The organism is Mycobacterium gordonae (assembly GCF_001417955.2).
GTDB classification, from domain to species: domain Bacteria; phylum Actinomycetota; class Actinomycetes; order Mycobacteriales; family Mycobacteriaceae; genus Mycobacterium; species Mycobacterium gordonae_B.
The window spans coordinates 59,962-84,055 of sequence record NZ_LKTM01000101.1 but is presented as its reverse complement, the minus strand read 5'-3'; the positions used below and the strand labels follow the sequence as shown (position 1 = coordinate 84,055).

At 66.1% G+C, this 24,094-nt stretch carries 20 protein-coding genes; 10 read left to right on the top strand and 10 right to left on the bottom strand.

Annotation, left to right across the window (positions count from 1 at the left end; genetic code table 11):
• Positions 1-607, bottom strand: a 607-nt coding sequence (locus AO501_RS10715) for a PE family protein (protein ID WP_156452466.1), incomplete at its 3' end; no start/stop codon positions are given.
• Between the two features lie 199 nt (positions 608-806).
• Between AO501_RS10715 and AO501_RS10710 the strand changes: the two genes are divergently transcribed.
• Entirely contained in the window at positions 807-2,816 is a 2,010-nt protein-coding gene (locus AO501_RS10710) for a fatty acid desaturase (RefSeq protein ID WP_055577686.1), read from the top strand.
• A 69-nt stretch (positions 2,817-2,885) separates the two neighbouring features.
• Here the strand turns inward: AO501_RS10710 and AO501_RS10705 are convergent, their stop codons facing one another.
• The 4 genes from AO501_RS10705 to AO501_RS37080 all read right to left on the bottom strand — a co-directional run bounded on the left by AO501_RS10705 (position 2,886) and on the right by AO501_RS37080 (position 6,004).
• Positions 2,886-3,758 carry a DUF559 domain-containing protein gene (locus tag AO501_RS10705; protein WP_055577685.1) on the bottom strand — a complete coding sequence of 291 codons (873 nt, stop codon included), beginning with the start codon at positions 3,756-3,758 and terminating at the stop codon, positions 2,886-2,888.
• A gap of 130 nt (positions 3,759-3,888) precedes the next feature.
• Complete coding sequence (fadA6, locus tag AO501_RS10700; RefSeq protein ID WP_055577684.1) at positions 3,889-5,058, bottom strand: steroid 3-ketoacyl-CoA thiolase FadA6; 1,170 nt, start codon at positions 5,056-5,058, stop codon at positions 3,889-3,891.
• A gap of 2 nt (positions 5,059-5,060) precedes the next feature.
• The gene (gene kstR2 / locus AO501_RS10695; RefSeq protein WP_156452465.1) at positions 5,061-5,663 is read right to left on the bottom strand and encodes a TetR family transcriptional regulator KstR2; all 603 of its coding nucleotides are present in this window, start codon (positions 5,661-5,663) and stop codon (positions 5,061-5,063) included.
• A 176-nt stretch (positions 5,664-5,839) separates the two neighbouring features.
• The gene (locus AO501_RS37080; protein ID WP_156452464.1) at positions 5,840-6,004 is read right to left on the bottom strand and encodes a hypothetical protein; all 165 of its coding nucleotides are present in this window, start codon (positions 6,002-6,004) and stop codon (positions 5,840-5,842) included.
• A 207-nt stretch (positions 6,005-6,211) separates the two neighbouring features.
• Here AO501_RS37080 and AO501_RS10690 point away from each other — a divergent pair, with 207 nt between their 5' ends.
• Both AO501_RS10690 and AO501_RS10685 read left to right on the top strand, forming a co-directional pair.
• Complete coding sequence (locus AO501_RS10690) at positions 6,212-7,924, top strand: PPE family protein (protein ID WP_055577683.1); 1,713 nt, start codon at positions 6,212-6,214, stop codon at positions 7,922-7,924.
• 315 nt (positions 7,925-8,239) lie between these two features.
• Positions 8,240-9,886: a PPE family protein gene (locus AO501_RS10685; protein ID WP_055577682.1), complete on the top strand. Its 1,647-nt coding sequence runs from the start codon at positions 8,240-8,242 to the stop codon at positions 9,884-9,886.
• A gap of 85 nt (positions 9,887-9,971) precedes the next feature.
• On the opposite strand, the gene AO501_RS10680 is transcribed toward AO501_RS10685, so the two are convergent.
• From AO501_RS10680 to ipdE1, 3 genes are all read right to left on the bottom strand, one after another.
• Positions 9,972-10,949, bottom strand: coding sequence for a DUF4878 domain-containing protein (locus AO501_RS10680; protein WP_055577681.1), 978 nt, complete (start codon positions 10,947-10,949; stop codon positions 9,972-9,974).
• 351 nt (positions 10,950-11,300) lie between these two features.
• Positions 11,301-12,089: a (5R,7aS)-5-hydroxy-7a-methyl-1-oxo-2,3,5,6,7,7a-hexahydro-1H-indene-carboxyl-CoA reductase gene (gene ipdF / locus AO501_RS10675; protein ID WP_055577680.1), complete on the bottom strand. Its 789-nt coding sequence runs from the start codon at positions 12,087-12,089 to the stop codon at positions 11,301-11,303.
• On the bottom strand, positions 12,086-13,234 hold the full coding sequence (gene ipdE1 / locus AO501_RS10670; RefSeq protein ID WP_055577679.1) for an acyl-CoA dehydrogenase IpdE1: 1,149 nt from the start codon (positions 13,232-13,234) through the stop codon (positions 12,086-12,088). The genes ipdF and ipdE1 overlap by 4 nt, the downstream gene beginning before the upstream one ends.
• A gap of 46 nt (positions 13,235-13,280) precedes the next feature.
• On the opposite strand from ipdE1, the gene fadD3 reads away from it, so the two are divergent.
• Genes fadD3 through AO501_RS10645 form a run of 5 tightly spaced genes read left to right on the top strand, consistent with a single transcriptional unit; the run spans position 13,281 to position 18,997 of the window.
• Positions 13,281-14,813, top strand: a complete 1,533-nt coding sequence (gene fadD3 / locus AO501_RS10665) for a 3-((3aS,4S,7aS)-7a-methyl-1,5-dioxo-octahydro-1H-inden-4-yl)propanoate--CoA ligase FadD3 (protein WP_055577678.1) — start codon at positions 13,281-13,283, stop codon at positions 14,811-14,813.
• Positions 14,813-15,946, top strand: coding sequence for an acyl-CoA dehydrogenase family protein (locus AO501_RS10660; protein WP_055577677.1), 1,134 nt, complete (start codon positions 14,813-14,815; stop codon positions 15,944-15,946). Before fadD3 ends, AO501_RS10660 begins: the two co-directional genes overlap by 1 nt.
• The gene (locus AO501_RS10655; protein WP_055577676.1) at positions 15,946-16,884 is read left to right on the top strand and encodes an acyl-CoA dehydrogenase family protein; all 939 of its coding nucleotides are present in this window, start codon (positions 15,946-15,948) and stop codon (positions 16,882-16,884) included. Before AO501_RS10660 ends, AO501_RS10655 begins: the two co-directional genes overlap by 1 nt.
• Positions 16,881-17,837 (top strand): acyl-CoA dehydrogenase family protein, encoded by a 957-nt coding sequence (locus AO501_RS10650; RefSeq protein ID WP_055577675.1) that lies wholly within the window; start codon positions 16,881-16,883, stop codon positions 17,835-17,837. The genes AO501_RS10655 and AO501_RS10650 overlap by 4 nt, the downstream gene beginning before the upstream one ends.
• A 41-nt stretch (positions 17,838-17,878) precedes the next feature.
• A complete protein-coding gene (locus tag AO501_RS10645) occupies positions 17,879-18,997 on the top strand; it encodes a pyridoxal phosphate-dependent aminotransferase (protein WP_371935032.1) in 1,119 nt (372 codons plus the stop codon).
• Here the strand turns inward: AO501_RS10645 and AO501_RS10640 are convergent.
• Positions 18,962-19,804, bottom strand: a complete 843-nt coding sequence (locus AO501_RS10640) for an arylamine N-acetyltransferase family protein (protein WP_055577673.1) — start codon at positions 19,802-19,804, stop codon at positions 18,962-18,964. The genes AO501_RS10645 and AO501_RS10640 overlap by 36 nt on opposite strands.
• 97 nt (positions 19,805-19,901) lie before the next feature.
• On the opposite strand from AO501_RS10640, the gene AO501_RS10635 reads away from it, so the two are divergent.
• Positions 19,902-22,934 (top strand): serine/threonine-protein kinase, encoded by a 3,033-nt coding sequence (locus AO501_RS10635; protein ID WP_055577672.1) that lies wholly within the window; start codon positions 19,902-19,904, stop codon positions 22,932-22,934.
• Positions 22,935-23,024: 90 nt separating this feature from the next.
• Positions 23,025-23,471: a hypothetical protein gene (locus AO501_RS10630; protein WP_063892851.1), complete on the top strand. Its 447-nt coding sequence runs from the start codon at positions 23,025-23,027 to the stop codon at positions 23,469-23,471.
• A gap of 24 nt (positions 23,472-23,495) precedes the next feature.
• Here AO501_RS10630 and AO501_RS10625 read toward each other — a convergent pair whose 3' ends face one another.
• Positions 23,496-23,852 carry a type II toxin-antitoxin system HicB family antitoxin gene (locus AO501_RS10625; protein ID WP_055577671.1) on the bottom strand — a complete coding sequence of 119 codons (357 nt, stop codon included), beginning with the start codon at positions 23,850-23,852 and terminating at the stop codon, positions 23,496-23,498.
• Positions 23,853-24,094 lie beyond the last annotated feature (242 nt).

Sequence of the window (24,094 nt, the reverse complement as noted above, 5' to 3'; positions counted from 1 at the left end):
CACCGTTACCGCCTGGCCCGCCCGCAACCCCGGCGCCGCCCACACCACCGGTCGCCCCGGTCGCGCCGGTCGTACCAGCTACACCGGTGCCACCGGCTCCCCCGGCGCCGCCGTTGCCGAACAGCCCGGCATCCCCGCCCCGGCCGCCGTTCTGCCCGGCTGCTCCGGACCCGCCGTTACCGCCGTTGCCCCACAACAAGCCGCCGCCTTCCCCGGCTTGGCCGGTTCCCGGGGCCCCGTCGGCGCCGTCCCCGATCAGCGGGCGGCCCAGCAGCGCCCGCGTGGGGGCGTTGATGATGCCCAAGAGTGCCCTCAACGGATCGGCGTTGGCCGCCTCGGCGGCGGTGTACGCGCTACCCGCCCCACGCAAGGCCTGAACGAACTGCGTGTGGAAGGCCGCCGCCTGACCGCTCAGCGACTGGTATTGCTGGCCGTGGGTAGAAAACAGCGCCGCTACGGCAATCGATACCTCGTCACCGGCGGCGGAAAGCACCGCGGTCGTCCGAGCCGTCGCCGCCGCGTTGACTGCGCTCACCGCCGATTGAATGCCGGCCAGATCGGCTGCGGCCGCCATCATCAGGTCGGGCACCGCGATCAGGTGCGACATGTCTCCCCCTTCCGGTTGGGGTCGCCGGCTGCCATCGCGATTCACTCCTCCGGGGTGAGAGGTTGCGGGCCAATGCGACCCAGTCTGGCTGCCCGCGGCGGAGCGGGATTAGGTAGTTGGCTACCTAACTGCTCCTGGCGTTAACCCGGTCTGCCGGCTGGTGGAGTAGTTGACGCGTGTCGACTAGGCTCTTTCAGCTATGTCGACCGTCGAGCAGGAACAAGCGACCTCCGGGTCCGCAGCGACGCACGCACTGCCCGATCCGGGTGAAGCGGTGCCCAAGCTTGCGCTACCCACGATCGGGATCTTCCTCGCGTCCCTGACCGCCTTCGTGACCTGCACAGTCGGCTACATCAACGGGTGGTCACCCTGGTGGGTGACCATTCCGGTGAACGCCGCGGTGACGTTCGTGATGTTCACCGTCGTGCACGACGCGTCGCATTACTCGATCAGCTCGGTTCGCTGGGTCAACGGCCTGATGGGGCGGCTGGCCTGGCTCTTCGTCGGTCCGGTCGTCGCGTTCCCGTCGTTCGGGTACATCCACATCCAGCATCACCGGCACTCCAACGACGACGACCAGGACCCGGACACCTTCGCCTCGCACGGCAAGTGGTGGCAGCTGCCGCTGCGCTGGTCGATGGTGGAGTACTTCTACCTGCGCTACTACCTGCCGCGCGCCCGCAGCCGCCCGGTCATCGAGGTCGCCGAGACGGTGCTGATGATGGTGCTGTCGCTGACCGGGTTGGCCGTCGCGATCGTCACCGGCAATTTCTGGATTCTGCTCGTCGTATTCCTGATCCCACAGCGCATCGGGCTGACCATCCTGGCGTGGTGGTTCGACTGGCTGCCGCACCACGGACTCGAAGACACCCAGCGCACCAACCGCTACCGGGCGACCCGCAATCGCGTCGGCGCCGAATGGCTGTTCACGCCGGTGTTGCTGTCGCAGAACTACCACCTGGTGCATCACCTGCACCCGTCGGTGCCCTTCTACCGCTACCTGCGGACGTGGAAGCGCAACGAGGAGGCCTACCTGGAGCGCAACGCCGCCATCAACACGGTCTTCGGCCAGCAACTCAACCCCGACGAGTATCGGGAGTGGAAGGAACTCAACGGCCGGCTGTCCAAGCTGCTTCCGGTGCGGATGCCCTCGCGATCCAGTTCGCCGCACGCCGTGCTGCACCGCATCCCGGTCGCGTCGGTAGACCCCATCACCGCCGACAGCACCCTGGTCACCTTCGCCGTGCCCGAGGACCTGCAGGACGCGTTCCGGTTCGAACCGGGCCAGCATGTCACGGTGGTGGGCGGCGAAGGCGTTCGTCGCAACTACTCGATCTGCGCCCCCGCAACCCGCGCGCAGTTGCGTATTGCCGTCAAACACATTCCCGGCGGCGCCTTTTCAACGTACGTGGCCGAACAGCTGAAGGCCGGTGACGTGCTCGAGCTGATGACGCCGACCGGCCGGTTCGGCACCCCGCTGCATCCCTTGCACCGCAAGCACTACGTCGGCCTGGTGGCCGGCAGCGGCATCACTCCCGTGTTGTCAATCGTGGCAACCACTTTGGAGATCGAGACGGAGAGTCGGTTCACGCTGATCTACGGCAACCGCACCAAGGAATCGACGATGTTCCGCGCCGAACTCGACCGCCTCGAGTCGCGTTATGCCGACCGGCTGGAAGTCCTGCACGTACTGTCTGGGGAGTCGTTGCACGCTCCGGAGCTGCGCGGCCGCATCGACCGCGACAAACTGAACCTGTGGCTGACCGGCAACCTGCAGCCGGACCACGTCGACGAGTGGTTCATCTGCGGCCCGATGGAGATGACCACCGCCGTTCGCGAGACGTTGCTGGAGCACCGGGTGGACGCCGAGCGCATTCACCTGGAGCTTTTCCACGGCTTCGAAACCGGTTCTGCCGCAGAACATTCCTATGAGAGCGCGACGGTGACGTTCCGGCTGTCCGGGAAGCAGTGGACGTACGATCTGACCCCCGGTGACTCGATCCTCGAGGGCGCGCTGCAGGTGCGCGACGATGCGCCGTATGCCTGTATGGGCGGCGCGTGCGGCACCTGCCGGGCGAAGTTGGTCGAGGGCAATGTCGAGATGGACCACAACTTCGCGCTTGGGCAGGCCGAGCTGGACGCCGGGTACATCCTCACCTGCCAGTCGCATCCGACGACGCCGTTCGTCTCGGTCGACTACGACGCCTGAGGATCGCTCCTCCCCGGTCCGCCGAGTGTGAATCTCACGACGCGACACGCCCTTTCGGCGTCGTGAGGTTCACACTCGCGGCGGTCGGTCCCATCCGGCAGCCTGCATCGCCGCCACGACGCGGCCGATGAATGTCGCCTCCCGATAGCGGAGCAGGTCGCTGCTCACCCTGACGATTTTCCAGCCCAAATCGGCCAACGCGGTATACCGGTCGATGTCCCGGTCACGTTGGAAAGGATCCGTCCAGTGCTGCGGCCCGTCGTACTCGATACCGACGCGCAGCTCCTCGTAGCCCATGTCGACACGCGCCACGAAGTCCCCGTATTCGCCGCATACCCTGACCTGCGTCTGGGGTTTCGGCAGCCCCGCATCGATCAACGCCAATCGGGTCCGCGTCTCCTGCGGTGATTCGGCCCCGCCGTCGACCAACGGCAACATCCGGCGAAGTCTGACCAGACCACGCGCGCCTCGATGCTCGACGATCACAGCTTCCACGTCGGCAACCTTCAGATCGGTCGCGTTCACGAGAGCATCGAGGCGCTGGACCGCGTGCAACCGCGTAGCGGTTCGTCTGCCGATATCGAAGGCTGTGCGCGCGGGGGTGGTCACCGTAATTCCGTCCACGGTCAGCACTTCGTGCGGCGTCAGGGTATCGGTATGAACCACGATGCGCGGCGGCGGTTTTCGATTGTCGTGCACCAGCTCGGCATCGAGTGACGGGCTGACCCATTTAGCGCCGAGTAGTGCTGCCGCCGAGTTGCCGGCGACCACCGCACGACGGCGTGACCACAACCACGCGGCATGCGCGCGCTGGCGGGCTGTCAGCTCGATGCCGGCCGCGCCGTAGACGCCGGGGTAGACGGGCTCATAGAGCGTCCGCATCGCCCGCTCAGGAATGGCCCCAGCTGCTAGCGCTTCAACGCCGAGAAACGGCCAGTTCATCTGCGGATGCTGTCACCCGACGGACGATCCCCGCGGTCGCCCATCCCCAACCCCGCCCGAGTGTGAACTTCACGACGCGACTCGCCGACACAGCGTCGTGCAATTCCCACTCGGCGCCGAAGGGAGGGTCCTAGAGGCGCTCGATGATGGTCACGTTCGCGGTGCCGCCACCCTCACACATCGTCTGCAGCCCGTAGCGGCCACCGATGCGCTCCAGGGTGTTCAGCATGGTGGTGAACAGCTTGGCGCCGGTGGCGCCCAACGGGTGCCCGAGTGCGATCGCGCCGCCGTTGGGGTTGACCCTCTCCGGGTCCGCTTTGATCTCCTTGAGCCAGGCCATGACAACCGGTGCGAACGCCTCGTTGATCTCGACGGTGTCGATGTCGTCGATGGACAGGCCCGTCTTCTCCAGCGCGTAACGGGTGGCCGGGATGGGCCCAGTGAGCATGAACACCGGGTCGGCACCGCGGGTGCTGATGTGGTGGATGCGGGCGCGTGGCGTCAGACCGTGATCTTTGACGGCCTGCTCGGACGCCAGCAACACCGCGGAAGCTCCGTCGGAAATCTGGCTGGCCATCGCAGCGGTCAACCGGCCGCCTTCGACCAGCGTCTTCAATCCGGCCATTTTCTCCAGCGACGATTCCCGCGGGCCTTCGTCCACCCGGAAAGCACCGGTTTCGGTTTCGACAGAGAGGATCTCGTTGTCGAAGTTGCCGCCGCGGATCGCCGCGAATGCCTTTTCGTGGCTGTTGAGCGAGTACTGCTCCATCTCTTCCCGCGACAGGTTCCACTTCTCCGCGATCATCTCCGAACCGCGGAACTGCGAGATCTCCTGGTCGCCGTACCTGTGCAGCCACTGCTTGGATTCGTTTGTGGGCGAGGTGAATCCGAACTGTTCGCCGACGGTCATCGCCGACGAGATCGGGATCTGGCTCATGTTCTGCATGCCGCCGGCCACGATCAGATCCGCGGTGCCAGACATAATCGCCTGCGCACCAAAGGAAATAGCCTGCTGGCTGGAGCCACACTGCCGGTCGACGGTGACACCCGGCACCTCTTCCGGATAGCCGGCGGCCAGCCACGACAGGCGCGCGATGTTTCCGGCCTGCCCGCCGATGGCGTCCACGCAACCGGCGATCACATCGTCGACGGCGGCCGGGTCGACGTCCACCCGGTCCAGCAGTCCACGCCACCCGAGGGCACCGAGGTCGACGGGATGAACACCGGCCAACCCGCCCCCACGCTTGCCAACCGCGGTACGCACCGCGTCGATGACATAGGCCTCGGAATACCCAGCCATGTTCAATTCCCTTCTTTCGCGATTCCGCCCAAAACAATGGCGAGATACTTCTGACCCACCTGCTGCGCGGTGAGCGGTCCGCCGGGTTGATACCAGCGCACCGACACCCACGTGGTGTCCCGGATGAAGCGATAGACCAGGTCGACGTCCAGGTCGGGCCGGAAGTAGCCCTCCTCGATGCCCTGGTGGATCAGGTCGACCCACATCTTGCGCTGCTGCTTGTTGCGCTCGTCAAGGTAGGAAAACCTGGGCTGCGACGAAAGTCGTTGCGCCTCATCCTGATAGATGACGACCTGGGCGTGCCGATGCTCGATGGCCTCGAACGACGCCATGAACAAACCCTTGAGTCGTTCCAGTGGGTTGGGTTCGTTGGCGACGATCTCGCGGTAGCGTGCGAACAACCAGTCCAGGAAACCGCGCAGCAGCTCGTCGACCATCTCCTCCTTGGAGGCGAAGTGGTGGTAGAGACTGCCGGACAGGATGCCGGCCCCGTCGGCGATGTCGCGCACCGTCGTAGCGCGTAAGCCGCGTTCGGCGAACATCACCGCGGCGAGTCCCAGCAACTCGTCTCGGCGACTGTTAGCCTGGCCGGCCACGCGCTCCACCGGAACAGGGTATCAACCAAGCGCTTGCTTCGGCCAATGGCGGGCCGTAGCCGGCCCGTCAGCTCGGGATCCACCTTGCCGGCTGCTTCGTCAACTCCGGCATCAACACCACCGACCCCGAATGTCCCGAACAGCATCGGTTTCGCAAACTCGGGTATCGGCAACATCGGCTTCGGCTACAACTGAACCAGCAATGTCGGGTTCGGTAACTCCGGCACGCTTACCACCGGCACCGGAATCATCACCAACTCTGGTGCCGCGGACTCCGGCTTCAACAGCAAGGGCACGAACGTCCCGGGCTTCAACATCAGGGCGGGCAGCACGCAACCGCTGAAGAACATTTAAATTCATTTTCGCTCCGTGGCTTGTCCGCCATCGCACAAGGATCAGATCTGCCGAGCCTGACGGTGGTCAGCAGCAACCACGAGCCGCCGAATAATGCCGCAAAACGCACTCTCCATCTAGAAATTGCGAAACTTTCAGCAAAACGACACATGTTCAACAGCGGAGTCGTATCGTCTGTCGCGTCGGGTAAGGCACCGTCATATATGACGGGGTTAACGGAGGTCAGCGCTGTGAACTTTTCGGTCCTTCCACCAGAGATCAACTCTTTGCGGATGTTCCTCGGCGCTGGGTCGGCGCCCATGCTCGAAGCCTCGGCGGCTTGGTCGGGTCTGGCCGAAGAACTGGGTTCCGCCGCGGACTCGTTTTCCTCGGTGACCACCGGGCTGACCAGCCAGGCCTGGCAAGGCCCGGCAGCGGCGGCGATGACCAAAGCAGCCGCCCCCTACTCCACATTCCTGCGCGCCGCTTCCACCCGCGCTCTTACCGCCTCCGTCGGCGCCAAAGAGATCGCCAGCATTTACGAGGCGTGCAAGTCCGCCATCGTTCACCCCGAGGTCATCGCGGCCAACCGGAAAGCCTTCGTCCAAGCGGTCCGCACCAATATCTTTGGATTCAATGCACCGTTCATCGCCGCTGCCGAAGCTGCCTATGAGGAATTCTGGGCCACCGATGTCGCCGCCATGGTCGGCTATCACGGCGGAGCGTCAACGGTTGCGGCGCAGCTGTCGTCCTGGCAGCAGACGCTGCAGGGCCTGCCGGGTATCGGAGGGCTGCTCGGCGGCGTCAAGGGTGCCGCTACGGCCGCCCCAACCGACCCCAACATCGGCATCGGCAACAAGGGCGGCGGCAACATCGGCAACGGCAACAACAGCGGCACCGGCGCCGGAAACGTTGGCAACGGGAACACCGGCAGCGGCAACTTCGGCAGCGGCAACACCGGCAACAACAACATCGGCGGCGGAAACAGCGGCAACAGCAACCGTGGCTTCGGAAACGCCGGCAACGGAAACTTCGGCCTCGGTAACGTCAACAACTCCGCCACCGGCCCGGGCAGCATCGGTCTGGGCAACGTCGGCAGCAACAACATTGGGATCGGCAACAACGGCATCGGCAACCAGGGCGCCGGAAACACCGGCAACAACAACATCGGTTTCGGGCTCACCGGCAATAAATTGGTCGGTGTCGGCGGTGCCTACTACGACACGGTTGCTGGCCAGTTCCATTTTGACAGCCCATTCGCCAACGGCAACATCGGCTTCGGTAACTCAGGCCACGGGAACATCGGCTTCTTCAACTCGGGCGACGGTAACGTCGGCCTGTTCAACGCCGGCTTCAATCCTAATCCCGCCAAACTGGGTGACATCCAAGGTATTGGCATCGGGAACACCGGGTTCGGGAACATCGGATTCGGGAATAGTGGTCAAGCTAACTTCGGACTCGGGAACACCGGCTTCCTGAACACTGGCCTCGGAAACGCAGGGTCTATCAATACCGGCTTGTGGAACACAGGTGCCCTGAACACCGGCATGGGCGATTCGGGGCAAGGAAACACGTTCTCTGGCAACTCGGGCAACTTCAACACCGGCTTCTGGAATTCCGGGAACTTAAACAACGGCATCGGCGTGACGACCAACAGTGGTGCAACACAATCGGGCTTTGGCAACACTGGTAATCAACCCAGCTCTGGCTTCTTCAACACCGCTTCCGGCGGGGCTGCGAACGGCTTGATGTCCGGCTTCTTCAATTCGGCCAGCGGATCCGTCGGTCTCAACGGACAAATTTCGGGCCTCTTCAATCGCGGCGCCGTACAGGCCCTCCCCGGCATTGCGGGCCAACTCTCTGGGGTACTGAACTCCGGCACCCAGGTACCGGGCATTTTCAACCTCGTTGGGATACTGAAGAGCCTGACGGCCTGATCGCCGGGGGCGGGGCCGCCCGCTTAGTGCTGGCGCCCAGACGCATCAGCGACCGAATGTGAACTGTGCGACGCGACACGCCGATCGACCGTCGCACAGTTCACATTGCCGTTGCCTACCGCCCCGCGCACGGAGAAACCTCAGCCGGCCCTGAGCTGCCCAGCCTGCACCCCCCGCCACCTGCACGAATTAATTAGCCAACATAAACTTTTGCGAAATGCCATGTGGCGTAGCCAAAGTGGCCGTAGTGTCAGTTGAGGTTTACACGACGGTGGTCATGGGGGTCCGCCGCGCATCAGCTGGGGGGCTTAAAGCGTGTCGAACTTTGCGGTGTTGCCGCCTGAGGTCAATTCGTTGCGGATGTTCATCGGCGCGGGCTCGGCGCCGATGATCGAGGCGGCAACAGCCTGGGCCGGTCTGGCCGACGAATTGTCCACCGCCGCGGAGTCGTTCTCAGCGGTCACCTCTGGACTCACCGGCCAGGCCTGGCAAGGCCCGGCCGCCGCGGCGATGGCAGCGGCCGCGGCGCCGTACGCCGGCTTTCTCAATGCCGCGGCGGCCAAGGCGCTGCTCGCGTCCGGCCAGGCCAAAGCGGTGGCAAGCACTTTCGAAACCGCCCGCGCGGCCACGGTCCATCCGCTTGCGGTCGAGGCAAACCGCAATGCATTCGTTCAGCTGGTGCGCTCGAACTTCCTGGGACTCAACGCGCCGGCGATCGCGGCTGCCGAGAGCAGCTACGAAGAAATGTGGGCCGCAGACGTCTCGGCGATGACGGGCTACTACACCGGCGCGTCGGCGGCGATCACCGACCTGATCCCGATTCCCGCTGGGCTGCAACAAATTATCAATACACTGCCCAACCTGGGCCTCGGTAACCTGGGCAACGCCAACATCGGTGGCGGCAACGTCGGTGGCGGCAATGTCGGCAACGGGAACCTCGGCAGCTCGAACCTGGGCGGCGGCAACAACGGCAGCAAGAACATCGGCAGCGGCAACGTCGGCGACGGCAACATCGGTGGCGGCAACTTCGGCCAGAACAACATCGGCTTCGGAAACAGCGGGCTGGGCAACGGTTTTCGGTTCGCCGGCGACGGTGACCACAACGTCGGTTTCGGCAACAGCGGCAACCACAACTTCGGGCTGGGCAACAGTGGCGACCGAAACGTGGGCGGCGGCAACACCGGCAACCACAACATCGGCTTCGGCCTCACCGGCGACAACCTGGTCGGTCTCGGCAACATCTACCTCGACCGGTCGACCGGCCAATTTGTGTTCAACGGCCTGAACTCCGGCAGCGGCAACATCGGTCTGTTCAACTCCGGTAACAACAACATCGGCTTCTTCAACTCCGGCGACGGCAACGTCGGCCTCTTCAGTTCCGGCTCAAACGTATTCGCGCCGGGCAGCCTGAACAACATCGGCCTGGGCAACTCCGGCACCGGCAACCTCGGACTGGCGAACGCCGCCTACGGCAATACCGGCTTCGGCAACGGTGGCAGCGTCAACACCGGCTTTGCCAACGGGGGCAGTGTCAACACCGGCTTCGGCAACGCGGGAAGCTGGAACACCCGCTGGGACAATGCCGGCCTGGCGAACACCGGAACCGGGAACTCGGGTGACGTCAACACCGGGCTGTGGAACTCGGGCGACGCGAACACCTGGGTGGGCGCGACCACGGACAGCGGCGCCACCAATTCCGGTTTCCTGACCGCCGGCGAGGGCACATCGGGATTCTTCAACTTCGCCAGTGGCCCGGCGAGCGGCTACCTCTCCGGGATCGGGAACATCGCCGGCGGCGCCCCCGATGTGAACGGCAGGGGCTCGGGCTTCTTCAACTTCGGCCTGCCGACCCCGGTGAGCACCGACCCCCTCGACGGCGTATCCGCCGGCTTCAACTCCGGACTGCTCAACTTCGGTTCCCAGTTGTCCGGGATCTTCAGCCTCGGTCGCCTGCTGGGCTAGCGTCCCTGCGCGCCGAGGGTTAAATCCACGACGCGACACGCCGATTGGCCGTCGCGAGGTTCACACTCGACGAGGTGAGAACGGCTCAGCGCACGGAGACTTGCGGCGGGTCCTGCGCGACATCGGATTTGACGCTCATGAAGCTCCGGACGACTCCGGTCTTGTCGCCACCCGATTTGGTCCTGGCCGTCAGCGGGAACAGCACGTCGCCGCTGTAACGCGCCCCGAGGTGGTAGGGATCGAAGAAGCTGAGCTTGAGCGCGCTGGTGTCCGGCGGTCCCCAGGTGACGGTGCCGTCCACGATGTCTGGATCGCGGGCCCGCTGAGGGCAGTTGGGCGGCGCCAATTGCGTGGACTTCGTGCAGTCGGACAGGGCCGCAGTGATTGCCGACATGGTCGCCGACTGCCCTGCGTCGCTGAGGGCGAAGTCGAAGTCGTTGAAATAGCCGCCCGACGCCGAGAGCCCGTCGAGTAGATACGGCTTCTTCTGCTTGACAGCAAGATTCGCGTTGTTGCTCGACGCGTCGAGGTAGCCCGGAAACACATACACCGGCGCGGTGCCGACGGGACTGCCGAAGAAGAGCAAGGTCTTGAGCGCGTCATTGTCGACGGTGCCGAGCGGTTCGATCTTGGTGGCCGCGTGCTCGAGCTTCCATGATTTCCCGGACTTCTTGACCGACATCGTGACGTCGGAGGTGTTCTCGCCGAATTTCGCCACGACGTGCACCCGGGCGAATCCCAGGCTGTGCTCGGAGTCGTCGCTGAGAATCTTGACGCCGCTGATGGGCCAGCGCGCGATCTGCCTCTTGAGGATGGCGTCGGTCAGGAATTGGTCGGATCCCGGTTGGTCGCTGCTGTAGCTCAACGCCGCGGCAGCGTCTCCCCGCGCCAGCGCGTCCAGGTACCCCTTCACTGCATCACCGGCTTTACCCGATCCGCTGTCGCCGGTCGACGCCAGCGACACGACGAGCACCACTGCGAGGACCACCGCCGCAGCAGCACACAGGGCGATGATGAGCGGCTTGCGGTTCCGCCCAGGCGGAGTACCGAACTGACCAGGCATCGGAGGGCCCCCCGGCCACGCGTGCTGGCCCGGCGGAGGCGGGGGACCCGGCGGGAACATCGGTCCCGGAGGCGATGCCGGCCCCGGAGGGGCAGGCCACGCCGGCGGGATCGGCGCAGGGCTGGGAGGCAGCCAGGCAGCCTGGGTCGCGCCGTCTGCGGGATTCGGCGGATGTTCCCATGGTCCCGGATCCGGTCTGTAGGTCACTGAACGCCCCCTACCAGCAATGAGATTCTGCGCATCAATTCCCCCGGGTGTGAACGGCGTCGACCAGACAGAGCACCGCGTGAACTGGCTCTTAGTCTAAGACGCACTCAGGGGTTAAAAATGCGCGGATTTTCCACGCCCAGCTCAGGCGTGCTGATTGGAAACCGAAATCACTTCGCCGGTCAGATAACTCGAGTAGTCGCTGGCCAGGAAGGCGATCGTGGCGGCCACTTCCCACGGTTCGGCGGCACGCCCGAACGCTTCCTGGGCCTCCAGCCGATCCAACAGCTCGGCCGAGGTGGTCTTGTCCAGAAACTTGTGCCTGGCGAGACTGGGCGACACCGCATTGATCCGCACCCCGTACTCAGCGGCTTCGATTGCGCTGCAACGGGTTAAAGCCATCACGCCGGCTTTGGCGGCAGCATAGTGCGACTGCGAGTGCTGGGCGCGCCAGCCCAGCACGCTGGCATTGTTGACGATCACACCACCGTGCGGCGCTTCGCGGAAGTACCGCAGTGCCGCTCGGGTGGCCCGGAACACCGACGTCAGCGAGACGTCCAGCACGCGGTCCCACTCCTCGTCGGTCATATCCGCCACCGGCGTCTGCCCGCCCAGCCCGGCGTTGTTGACCAGCACATCGAGCCGGCCGAACCGCGCCGTGCACGACGCGATCAGCGCGTCGACCTGGGCGGTGGACGTCACATCGCACACCACGTGCTCCACCCGGCCCAAACCCAGAGCGGCCAACTCCGCGGCGGTCTCCCCCAGCCTGCGCTCGTGGTGATCGGAGACCAGCACATCGGCACCCTCCGCCAGCGCCCGGCGCGCCGTGGCCGAGCCGATGCCGGTGCCCGCGGCAGCGGTCACCACCACCACTTTGCCCTGCAGAAGCCCGTGTCCCGCAATCTCTTCCGGGACTTCCGACAAGCTCACCCTTTGACCTCCCTCGGCAGACCGAGCACCCGCTCGGCAATGATGTTGCGCTGAATCTCGTTGGATCCGCCGTAGATGGTGTCGGCGCGAGTGAACAGGAAAAGCCGCTGCCATTCGTCGAACTCGCCGTCGTCCAGCGTCAGTCCGGGCTTGCCGATCACGTCCATCGCGAGCTCGCCCAGCGAGCGATGCCAGTTGGCCCACAACAACTTCGACACGTTGTCCTGACCGGGTCGCTCGACATCCATAGTGGCCAGGGCGTACGACCGCATCGCACGCAAACCCGCCCAGGCGCGGGTCAACCGCTCCCGGATGAACGGATCGTCGGCGGCGCCGGTGCGCTGGGCCAGCGCGGCCAGATTGGAAAGCTCACGGGCATAGACGATCTGCTGGCCCAGGGTCGAGACCCCGCGCTCGAAGGTCAGCGTCCCCATCGCGACCCGCCATCCGTCGCCCGGCTGGCCGACCACCAGCGACGCGTCGGTACGGGCGTCGTCGAAGAACACCTCGTTGAACTCGGCGGTACCGGTGATCTGAATGATCGGTCGCACCTGAACACCGGGTTGATCCAGCGGCACAAGAAGATACGACAACCCCGCGTGCCGCTTGGAACCCTTCTCGGTGCGCGCGACCACGAAACACCACTGGGACAGGTGCGCCAGCGACGTCCAGACCTTCTGGCCGTTGATCACCCACTGATCGCCGTCGAGTTCGGCGGTTGTCGAGACATTGGCCAGGTCACTGCCGGCACCGGGCTCGGAGTATCCCTGGCACCACAGCTCGGTCACGTCGAGAATGCTCGGCAGGAAGCGCTGCTGCTGCTCGGGGGTCCCGTAAGCGATCAGCGTCGGGCCGAGCAACTCCTCACCGAAGTGGTTGACCTTGTCCGGGGCATTGGCGAGGGCGTATTCCTCGTAGAACGCGACTCGGTGTGCGGTCGAAAGCCCGCGGCCGCCGTGCTCTACCGGCCATCCCAGGCAGGTGAGCCCCGCCTTCGCCAGGTGCTGGTTCCAGGCCCGGCGTTCTTCGAACGCTTCGTGCTCCCGCCCCGGCCCACCGAGACCCTTCAATGCCGCGAATTCGCCGACCAGATTGTCGGCCAGCCACTGGCGGACCTCCGCCCGGAAGTCTTCGACGTCCTGCATCCCTGTAGGCTAACCTACCAAGCACTTGCTTTGTTAGGAGCCTCCGATGACCAGCGATCCCCGGACGATCCCGGCGGCGCTGGATCGTTTTGCGCGCGAACTGCCCGACCACGACGCACTGATCACCGACGACCGCAGCTTCACCGCCGCTGCCCTGCGCGACGAGGTGCACCGGGCCGCAGCCGCGCTCATCGCGCTCGGCGTCGAACCGCAAGACCGGGTGGCCATCTGGTCGCCGAACACCTGGCACTGGGTGGTGGCATGCCTGGCCATCCACCACGCAGGCGCGGCGATGGTGCCGCTGAACACGCGTTATACCGCCGCTGAAGCGTCCGACATCATCGCGCGCACCGAGGCGCCGGTGCTGTTCGCGGCGGGTGAATTCCTCGGCACCGACCGGGCCGCCACCCTCGACCGCGAGGCGCTTCCCGCGCTACGTCACGTCGTGCGCATCCCGATCGACAAAGACGACGGCACCTGGGACGACTTCATCGCCGGCGGGACCGACCTCGCGGCCGTCGAAGCCCGCAGCGCCGCCGTCTCCCCCGACGACGTCAGCGACATCCTGTTCACCTCCGGCACCACCGGCCGCAGCAAAGGCGTGCTGTGCGCGCACCGGCAGTCGCTGGCGGCGTCGGCCTCCTGGGCCGCCAACGGCAAGATCACCAGCGCCGACCGCTACCTTTGCATCAACCCGTTCTTCCACAACTTCGGCTACAAGGCCGGCATCCTGGCCTGCCTGCAGACCGGCGCCACGTTGATTCCGCACCTGACGTTCGACCCGCTACGGACCCTGCAGGCCATCGAGCAGCACCGCATCACCGTGCTGCCCGGGCCGCCCACGATCTATCAGACCCTGCTGGATCACCCCGCACGTGGTGACTACGACCTGAGCTCGCTGCGGTTCGCGGTCACCGGTGCGGCCACCGTGCCGGTGGTGCTGGTGGAGCGCATGCAATCCGAACTCGACATCGACATCGTGCTGACCGCCTACGGGCTGACCGAGGCCAACGGCATGGGCACGATGTGCCGCGCCGAGGACGACGCGGTGACCGTCGCGACCACCTGTGGACGCCCCTTCGCCGGTTTCGAATTACGCATCAACGGCGCAGACGGCGAAAGCGGCGAAGTGCTGCTGCGCGGACCCAACGTCATGTTGGGCTACCTCGACGATCCCGAAGCCACCGCTGCGGCAATAGATTCCGACGGCTGGCTGCACACCGGTGACATCGGAATGGTCGACGATGCCGGCAACCTGCGCATCACCGACCGACTGAAGGACATGTACATCTGCGGCGGGTTCAACGTCTACCCCGCCGAGATCGAACAGGTGCTGGCCCGGATGGACGGCATCGCCGACGCCGCGGTGATCGGCGTCCCGGACCCGCGCCTGGGTGAGGTAGGGCGAGCGTTCGTGGTCACCCGGCCCGGAGCAGTCCTCGACGAGGCATCGGTAATCGCTTACACCCGTGAGCATTTGGCGAACTTCAAAGCACCGCGATCGGTGCGGTTCGTCGAAACGTTGCCGCGTAATGCCGGCGGCAAGGTGCTCAAACCACAACTGCGAGAGTTGGCCTAATGGATCTAGATCTCGACGAAGAAACGCTGGCCTTTCAGGCCGAGGTGCGCGACTTTCTCGCGGCCAATCGCGAGTACATCCCGACGAAGTCTTACGACAACGCGGAAGGCTTCGCCCAGCACCGCGTTTGGGACAAGGTGCTGTTCGACGCCGGCCTGTCGGTGATCAACTGGCCCAGGAAATACGGTGGCCGCGAAGCGCCGCTGCTGCACTGGGTGGTCTACGAGGAGGAATACTTCCGCGCCGGCGCGCCCGGCCGTGCCAGCGCCAACGGCACCTCGATGCTGGCACCCACCCTGTTCGCGCATGGCACCGAAGATCAGCTGGACCGGGTGCTGCTGAAAATGGCCAGCGGCGAACAGATCTGGGCCCAAGCCTGGTCGGAGCCCGAGTCCGGCAGCGACCTGGCATCGCTACGGTCCACCGCCACCAAGACCGACGGCGGCTGGCTACTCAACGGGCAGAAGATCTGGAGCTCACGAGCACCCTTCGCGGACATGGGTTTCGGGTTGTTCCGCTCCGACCCCTCAGCCCAGCGCCACAACGGGTTGACGTATTTCATGTTCGACCTCAAAGGCGAAGGCATCACCGTGCGCCCGATCGTCCAACTCGGTGGTGACACCGGCTTCGGGGAGATCTTCTTCGACGACGTCTTTGTGCCCGACGACGACGTCATCGGGACCCCCAACGACGGCTGGCGTGCGGCCATGAGCACCTCGAGCAACGAGCGTGGCATGTCCCTGCGCAGCCCGGCCCGATTCCTGGCCGCCGCCGAGCGGCTGGTCCGTCTGTGGAAGGACAGCGGTTCACCGCCCGAGTTCGCCGAGCGAGTGGCGGACGGGTGGATCAAGGCACAGGCCTACCGGCTGCAGACCTTCGAAACCGTCACCCGCCTGGCACATGGCGGAGAGCTGGGCGCGGAGTCCTCGGTCACCAAGGTGTTCTGGTCAGACCTGGACGTCGAGTTGCACCAGACCGCGCTCGACCTCCGGGGCGCCGACGGCGAGCTCGCCGGGCCTTGGACCGAAGGCCTGCTGTTTGCGCTCGGCGGCCCGATCTACGCCGGCACCAACGAGATTCAACGGAACATCATTTCCGAACGACTGCTGGGCTTACCCCGGGAGAAGCGCTGATGGAATTCGCGATAGACGAACAGCAGCGCGACTTCGCTGCGAGCATCGACGCCGCGTTGGGCGCCGCTGATCTACCCGCCGCGGTGCGGGCGTGGTCGGCCGGCGACACCGCACCCGGACTCAAGGTCTGGGAGCAACTGGCCAACCTCGGCGTGACCGCGCTGATCGTGCCGGAGCGCTACGACGGCATCGGGGCCTCGCCGGTGGATCTGGTGGTCGCGATGGAGCGCCTCGGCCACTGGTGCGTACCGGGCCCGGTTACCGAATCCATCGCCGTGGGACCGATTCTGCTTGCCGATGACCAGCGCAGCGCCGACCTGGCGTCCGGTGAGCTGACCGCCACCGTCGCACTGCCGCCGGAAGTCCCGCGTGCGGTCGACGCCGACAGCGCCGGTCTGGTGTTGCTGGCCGGTCAGGGCAGCGTGACCGTGGGGACACCGGGCACGCGCCACGACTCCGTCGATCCCAGCCGCCGCCTCTATGACGTCACCGCCACCGGAGACGCCTGGTCGGCAGATACCGGGAAGGCCTACGAGTTCGGCGCATTGGCCACCGCCGCCCAACTGATCGGTGCCGCCGAGGCACTGCTCGCCGGCAGCGTGGACTACGCGAAGCAGCGCACGCAGTTCGGCCGGGTGATCGGCTCGTATCAGGCGATCAAGCACAAACTCGCCGACGTGCACATCGCGATCGAGCTGGCCCGGCCGCTGGTGTACGGCGCGGCGGTGTCGTTGCAACCGCGTGACGTCAGCGCGGCCAAGGTCGCCGCGGGTGAGGCGGGGCTGCTTGCCGCGCGTTCTGCTCTGCAGACCCACGGCGCCATCGGCTTCACCCAGGAGCACGATCTGTCGCTGCTGCTGTTGCGGGTGCAGGCACTGCGATCGGCCTGGGGTACACCGGAATCGCACCGACGCCGAGTATTGGAGGCGCTGTCATGACCACCTCGGACGAACGGGAGATGCTGCGGGAAACCGTGGCGGCCCTGGTCACCAAGCACGCCGGTCCGGCAGCCGTGCGCTCCGCCATCGAGTCCGAGCGCGGGTACGACGAGTCACTGTGGCAACTGTTGTGCGAGCAGGTCGGCGCGGCGGCACTGGTAGTCCCCGAGGAACTCGGCGGGGCCGGCGGCGAACTGGCCGACGCCGCAACGGTTCTCCAGGAACTGGGCCGCGCGCTGGTGCCCTCGCCCCTGCTCGGCACCACGCTGGCCGAACTTGCCCTCCTGGCCGCACCGTCGCCGGACGAAGAGACGCTCGGCGCACTCGCGGAGGGCAGTTCCATCGGCGCGCTGGCGCTGGACCCGGACTACGTGGTCAACGGCGACATCGCCGACGTCGTGGTCGCCGCCGCCGACGGCCGGCTGACCCGGTGGACCCGGTTCAACGCGTATCCCGTCGCCACCATGGATCTGACTCGCCGGCTCGCCAGGCTGGAACCCCAAGACGCCGAGCCGCTGGGCGACGACCCGGGTCTGGCCGACATCGCCGCAATCCTGTTGGCGGCTGAGCAGATCGGAGCCGCGGAGCGCTGCCTGGACCTCACCGTCGAGTACGCCAAGAGCCGCGTGCAGTTCGGCCGTCCCATCGGCAGCTTCCAGGCGCTCAAGCACCGGATGGCCGACCTGTACGTCGTGGTCTCGGCGGCGCGCGCGGTCGTCGACGAGGCCTGCACCGCGCCGTCGGCCACCAACGCCGCCACCGCGCGCCTGGCGGCCACGGAGGCACTGAATACTGTTACGGCCGAGGGGATTCAGCTGCACGGCGGCATTGCGATCACCTGGGAGCATGACATGCATCTGTATTTCAAACGCGCGCACGGCAGTACGCATTTGCTGGACTCGCCGCAACAGCTGCTGAGCCGATTGGAATCCGAAGTACTCTCGACATCGTGAACCAGGTCGCGCGGCGCGCCGGAATCCCACCGTTCTATGTGATGGACGTGTGGTTGGCGGCCGCCGAGCGTCAGCGCACCCACGGCGACCTGGTGAACCTGTCGGCCGGCCAACCCAGCGTGGGTGCCCCCGAACCGGTGCGCGCCGCCGCCGCGGCGGCCCTGCATCTCAACCAGTTGGGCTACACGGTTGCACTCGGTATCCCGGAGCTGCGCGCGGCCATCGCGGCCGATTACCAGCGTCAGCACGGCATCTCCGTGGAGCCCGACGCGGTGGTGGTAACCACGGGTTCCTCCGGCGGATTCCTCCTCGCGTTCCTGGCGTGCTTTGACGTCGGCGACCGCGTCGCAATGGCCAGTCCCGGTCACCCGTGTTATCGAAACATCCTGTCGGCGTTGGGATGTGAGGTGGTGGAGATTCCCTGCGGACCGGAGACGCGGTTCCAGCCCACCGCGCAGCTGCTCGCCGAGCTGGATCCGCCGGTCCAGGGCGTCATCGTGGCCAGCCCGGCCAATCCCACCGGCACCGTCATTCCGCCCGAGGAACTCGCCGCGATCGCCTCGTGGTGCGAGGAGTCCGGCGCCCGGCTGATCAGTGATGAGGTCTACCACGGACTGGTGTACGAGGGCGCGCCGCAGACCAGCTGCGCTTGGCAGACATCGCGAAATGCGGTGATCGTCAACAGTTTTTCCAAGTACTTCGCGATGACCGGGTGGCGGCTCGGCTGGCTGGTGGTGCCCACCGAGCTGCGCCGCGCGGTGGACTGCCTCACCGGTAATTTCACGATCTGTCCGCCGGTGCTGTCGCAGATCGCCGCGGTGTCGGCGTTCAGCACCGACTCGATCGCCGAGGCCGAGGCCAACCTGCAGCACTATTCCGTCAACCGCTCGATGCTGCTGGACGGATTGCGCCGCATCGGTGTCGACCGGCTGGCACCCACCGACGGCGCGTTCTACGTCTACGCCGACGTCTCCGACTTCACCACCGACTCGTTGACGTTCTGCTCGAAGCTGCTGGAAGAGACGGGCGTTGCGATCGCGCCGGGCATCGATTTCGACCCGGCGCGGGGCAACTCCTACGTCCGACTGTCGTTCGCCGGACCTACCAGCGACATCGAAGCGGCCCTAAGCCGAATCGGTTCCTGGCTGCCGAGCCAGTAGGGCGTCCACGCGGGCCTCGAGCCCGGCGGGGTCCGGCACATCGATGCCGAACCGCTCGCGCAGGGTGCTCACCACCGTGGCCGCGTCGTCCAGCAGGATCTTCTCGCTGCCGTCGGCGCGGTGAATCGTCAACACGCGTCCGGCCAGATTCAATCGCGCGTCGTCGGTGACCGCGGCCACCATCAGACCGGTCACGAAGTGTGACGACGGGTGCGTCGAGACGTACCAGCTTCCGACCGTCAGATCGATCTGCGGCCGGGTCTGGGTGGTGAACTCGTACAGGGGCTGCCACTGCTCACGGACCTGGGCCTGCAGGACCAGTCCGTCACCGCGATCTTCCAGACGGAACGGCTCATGCGGCGTCTGCTGCTCGCCGCCGATCGCCAGGCGCAGCGGCGCGGTGGGCGTCTGCCCGCCGAAACCGACGTCGACCAGGTACGGCCCCTCGGAGTCGGGGAAGCTCACCGCCAGCAGGGTGTGCGTCTGGGCGGGAACCGGCGCGCCCGGCGGATTCATCCAGACCACCCGCCCCCCGAACCTGCGGACCTGAAAACCCAGGTCCGCCAACACATACCCCATCAAGCCGTTCTGCTCGTAGCAGTAGCCGCCGCGGCGGCGACGAACCAGCTTGTCGGCCAACGCATCCACGCTCAGATCGTCGACCGGTACGCCCATGAAGGGGTCGAGGTTCTCGAACGGAATGGTGCGGGTATGGGCGGTCACCAGAGCCTGTAGCACCTCCAGGGTCGGCTCGGTGGCACCGTCATAACCGACACGGTCGAAGTACGCGTTCAGATCCACAGCCATGAAGCCATTCTGGCCTGAACCGCGACTACGCAGGGCCGGGTTCGCTACTGTTGACCTCGCGAAACAACCATCGCTGCGGAGGGGAAGCGTCGAATACATGCCAGAGGAAACCGACGGCGCGCCAGTCTCAGGCGGAATCGCTGACGAACTCACCGCGGCCGGGTTCGAGGACGCCCGGCAAGTCGGCCGTGGCGGCGCAGGGGTGATCTACCGCTGCTACGAGACGGCGCTGGGACGAAATGTCGCGGTCAAGGTCTTGCCGTCGCACTTCGACGAGGAGAGCAGGGAGCGATTTCTGCGTGAGGGCTACGCGATGGGCGGGCTCTCCGGGCATCCGAACATCACCCACATCCTGCGCGTAGGTATGACCGTCAACAACCGGCCCTACATCGTGATGCCCTACCACGCCGCGGATTCCCTCGCGGTCCGCCTGCGACACGAGGGTCCGGTGCCGTGGCCCGAGGCGCTGCGCATCGGGGTGAAACTTTGCGGGGCACTGGAAACGGCACACCGCAACGGCACGCTGCACCGCGACATCAAGCCCGCGAACGTGCTCATCAACGACTACGGCGAACCGCAACTGAGCGACTTCGGGATCGCCCACATCGAAGGCGGCTACGAGACTGCGACCGGGTTCTTCTCCGGCACCATCGACTACACCGCTCCCGAAGTGATGACCGGCAACCCAGCCACGGTAGCGGCGGACATCTACTCACTGGGCGCCACCATTTACGCGCTGATCGCCGGCAACGCCGCGCACGAACGTCGCAAGGGCGAGGACCTGATCGCGCAATACCTGCGGATCAGCTCCACCGGCATCCCGGACATGCGGCCGGACGGGATCCCCGACGCGGTGTGTTCCGCCATCGAGCATGCGATGTCGGTGGACCCGGAGAAGCGACCGGCGTCGGCGGAGGCGTTCGGCCGCGAGTTGCAGGCCGCGCAGCGCGCCAGTGGGCTGAAGCCGGACGCGATGGCCATAACCAGCATGGGCGACAACACCGGGCGCACGTCGGTCGCAACGCCCGGTGCCTCGGTGACTCCGCCGGCGGCGACCGGGGTGACGCGGCAGATCCCCCCGCCGGGTCCGGACGAAGGCCCCACTTCCGCGATCAGCCGGTCGATTCCGCCGCCGGCCGCCGAGCCTGCCGTTGCGCAGAACCCTGCCGAGGCGGCGAGAATCCTGCGCGATGCGCACGGCACCCATACGCAAGCGCAGGTCCCGCCGACGCCCGTCACACCGCCTCCGGGCAAGTCAGCGAACAACAAGAAGCTTCTACTGATCGGCGCGGCGGTGCTGGTCGTGCTGCTGTTGGTCGCCGGTGGCGTCTTCCTTGCAGTCTCGAAGGACAACAAGAGCACCAGCGCCAGTAGTCAACCGCGGACCCAGGCCCCGGTGGTGTGGAAGCCGATCACCAATGCGCGCATGGCGCGCGACGCGGTGGCGACAACGCAATCCGACGGCACCATCTGGATATTCGGTGGCGTCGGGAGCGACGGCAACGTCACCGGGCGACACGAGGGATACGACCCGGCCATCGACGAGTGGAAGGGCGGCGACGACCTGCCCGTCCCGGTTCAGCGCGCCATGGCGGTGACGTGGCAGGGCAACCCGGTAGTGCTCGGCGGCTGGAAGACCACCGGAACCAAACCCGTTGCGACCGATCAGGTTTGGCGGGTGGTGAACAGCCACTGGGTGGAGTTGCCGCATCTGCTGCAGCCCCGGGCGGCCGCGGCCGCGGCGGTCGTCGGCGACCGGATCATCGTCACCGGTGGCGTGGACGCGAGCGGTGCGCTGCTGAACACGACCGAAGTCTTCGACGGCAATTCCTGGACGCTGGGCGCGCCGCTGCCGACGCCGCGCCAGCTGCTCGCCGCGGCCACTAACGGCAAATTGGTGTACGTCGTCGGCGGAGCCAGCGGAAGCACGGATTCGGCCGCCGTCGAGGCGTATGACCCGGACGCGAAGACGTGGTCCACGTTGCCGCCGCTGCCGCGGCCGCGCAGCGATCTCGGCGTGGCGATCGCCGACGGTCGCCTGGTGGCGGTCGGCGGCCAGTCGGGCGGCGAAGTCCTCAAGAGCGTGTCGGTATTCGACCTGATGGCCAAGACCTGGGACGGACTGCCCGACATGGCAACCGCACGGCACGGGATGGCTGTCGCCGCCGTCGAGAAGACGGTGTATGTGATCGGCGGGGCGACCGGGCCCGGCGATCAGCAGGTGGTCTCCGCGGCCGAAGCGCTCACCCTGCCGGCACGCAAGACGCAGCCCGCTGCGCAGTGGCGCAGCCTGCCGGACGCGAAGAGCCCGCGGCTGATGATGGCGTGGACGGTGCAGGGCGACAAAATCTGGGTGATCAGCGGGTTGTACAACGGCGCGGTTCTGACCACGGTCGAAAGTTATGACCCGCGCAGCGGGGTGTGGGAGACCGGTCCGCCGTTGCCCATTGGGCTGCATCACGCGGCGGCGGCGACGTACCGCAACGAGGTGGTGGTGCTCGGCGGCGCCAGCGACAACATTGCCGACGCCTCCAACAAGGTCTTCGCGCTGCGTGGCGGCAGCTGGGTCGAGTTGCCGAGCCTGACCCATGCCCGGGCCGCGCCGGCTGCCGCGGTGGTCGGCGACAAGCTGGTGGTCGTCGGTGGGCAGAACGCCAAGCAACTGGTGACCCAGACCGAGGTCTTCGACGGTACGTCGTGGAAGGACGCGGCCAAGATGCCCACGCCGCGCGAGCACCTCGCGGCGGTGTCGGACGGCACGTACATGTACACCGTGGGCGGCCGGTTCCTGTCGGCCGACAAGAACTCCGCGGCGTTCGAGCGGTACGACCCGCAAGCGGACGCCTGGACCAAGTTGGTCGACATGCCGACCCCGCGCGGAAGTTACGGCGCCACGTTCATCGACGGGCGGGTCGTGGCGGTCGGTGGTGAAGAGCCGACCCAGGTGCTGGCCGTGGTGGAGTCCTACGACATCGCCGACGGCAAATGGTCGACGCTGCCACCGATGCCGACCGCACGCCACGGCGAGGCGGTGGCGACCGTCGGGCACACCATCTACGTGATCGGCGGCGCAAACCGGCCGTCCCACGAGGGCGGCACTGCCACCGTCGAGGCGCTGGACTTCATGTAGCACTTTTGGGGGCTTGTTTTATTTTTGTGGAATATGGGGATTCGCTCCAGACGGCCGCATACAGCAAACCGCCTAGCAATGGAGCTCACCATGAGTACCAGCAACATCGTGTTGATTGTGATCGCCGCACTGGTCGTCATCGCGGTGATCGTCGCACTGGTCGTCGTGTCCACCCGGGCCAAACGGCGTCGGCAGATTCAGCAGGCCGAGGAGATCCGCGAGCAGGCCAGAGTGGAGTCCGCCCGGGTCGAGCGCCGTGAGGCGCTGGCGGAGGAAACGGCCGCACGCGCCCGTGCCGCCCAGGCGGAGGCGGAGGCCAAGGCCGCCGAAGCCAAGCGTCTGCAGGATCGGGCGGCCGAGCATCAGAGCGAGGTCGCGGCGTCGCGTGAGCAGCTGGACGAGCAGTGGAAGCGCGCCGACACCATCGACCCGAACACCAGGCTGGAGAACGCCGAGCAGTCCCAGGCGCGGGACGAGGTTGTCACCCGCGAGGGTGCCTACGGCGACACCGATCACTACCGCGGGGCGCGCACCTAGCCTGGGCAACGCGGCGACAGGCCATCAGTCGAAGAACAGCTCGCCGAAGCTGTTCTTCGGCTGACGGCCTGAAAGCTGTTGCACCACCCATTGATTCATCGAGACGCCCTGTTCGGTGGCTTCGATAGCGAGCCGGGTGTGCAGTGCGCGCGACGTCCTGACGACGAACGTGCCGCTGTAGCCACGCTCGGTCAGCGGCGGCGGTGCATCTCTGCCCTCCTCCCGGCAAGCCTTGAGGTGCAGTTCGACTGCCTTCGTCACCAGTGCGACAGCCCGCTGAGCCGCTGGCGCCCGTTCGGTCAGAAACGGCAACTCGAGGCACCTGGCCAGGTATTCGTGGCATTCCGAACACCATTCGACGCGGAACGTGTAGCGGTTCACGTCGAACTAGGTAACACGGGAGCGTTGCCTTCACCAGTCACCATGTCCGGCAGCTATGCCGCCTTGACCACAACAGCAACACTGGCCCCGGGAAAGTCGGGCACAAGTCCTTCTGGAAGTTGATATCGCCGGTGATATCGATGGGTCGCCGCCGCAAGCCGCAGCCCCTCGCTCCCGCACTGAGTGATATCGAAGGCGATATCACATTCGAGATTGACTCATGCCTCGTCTTCAGAGACGGA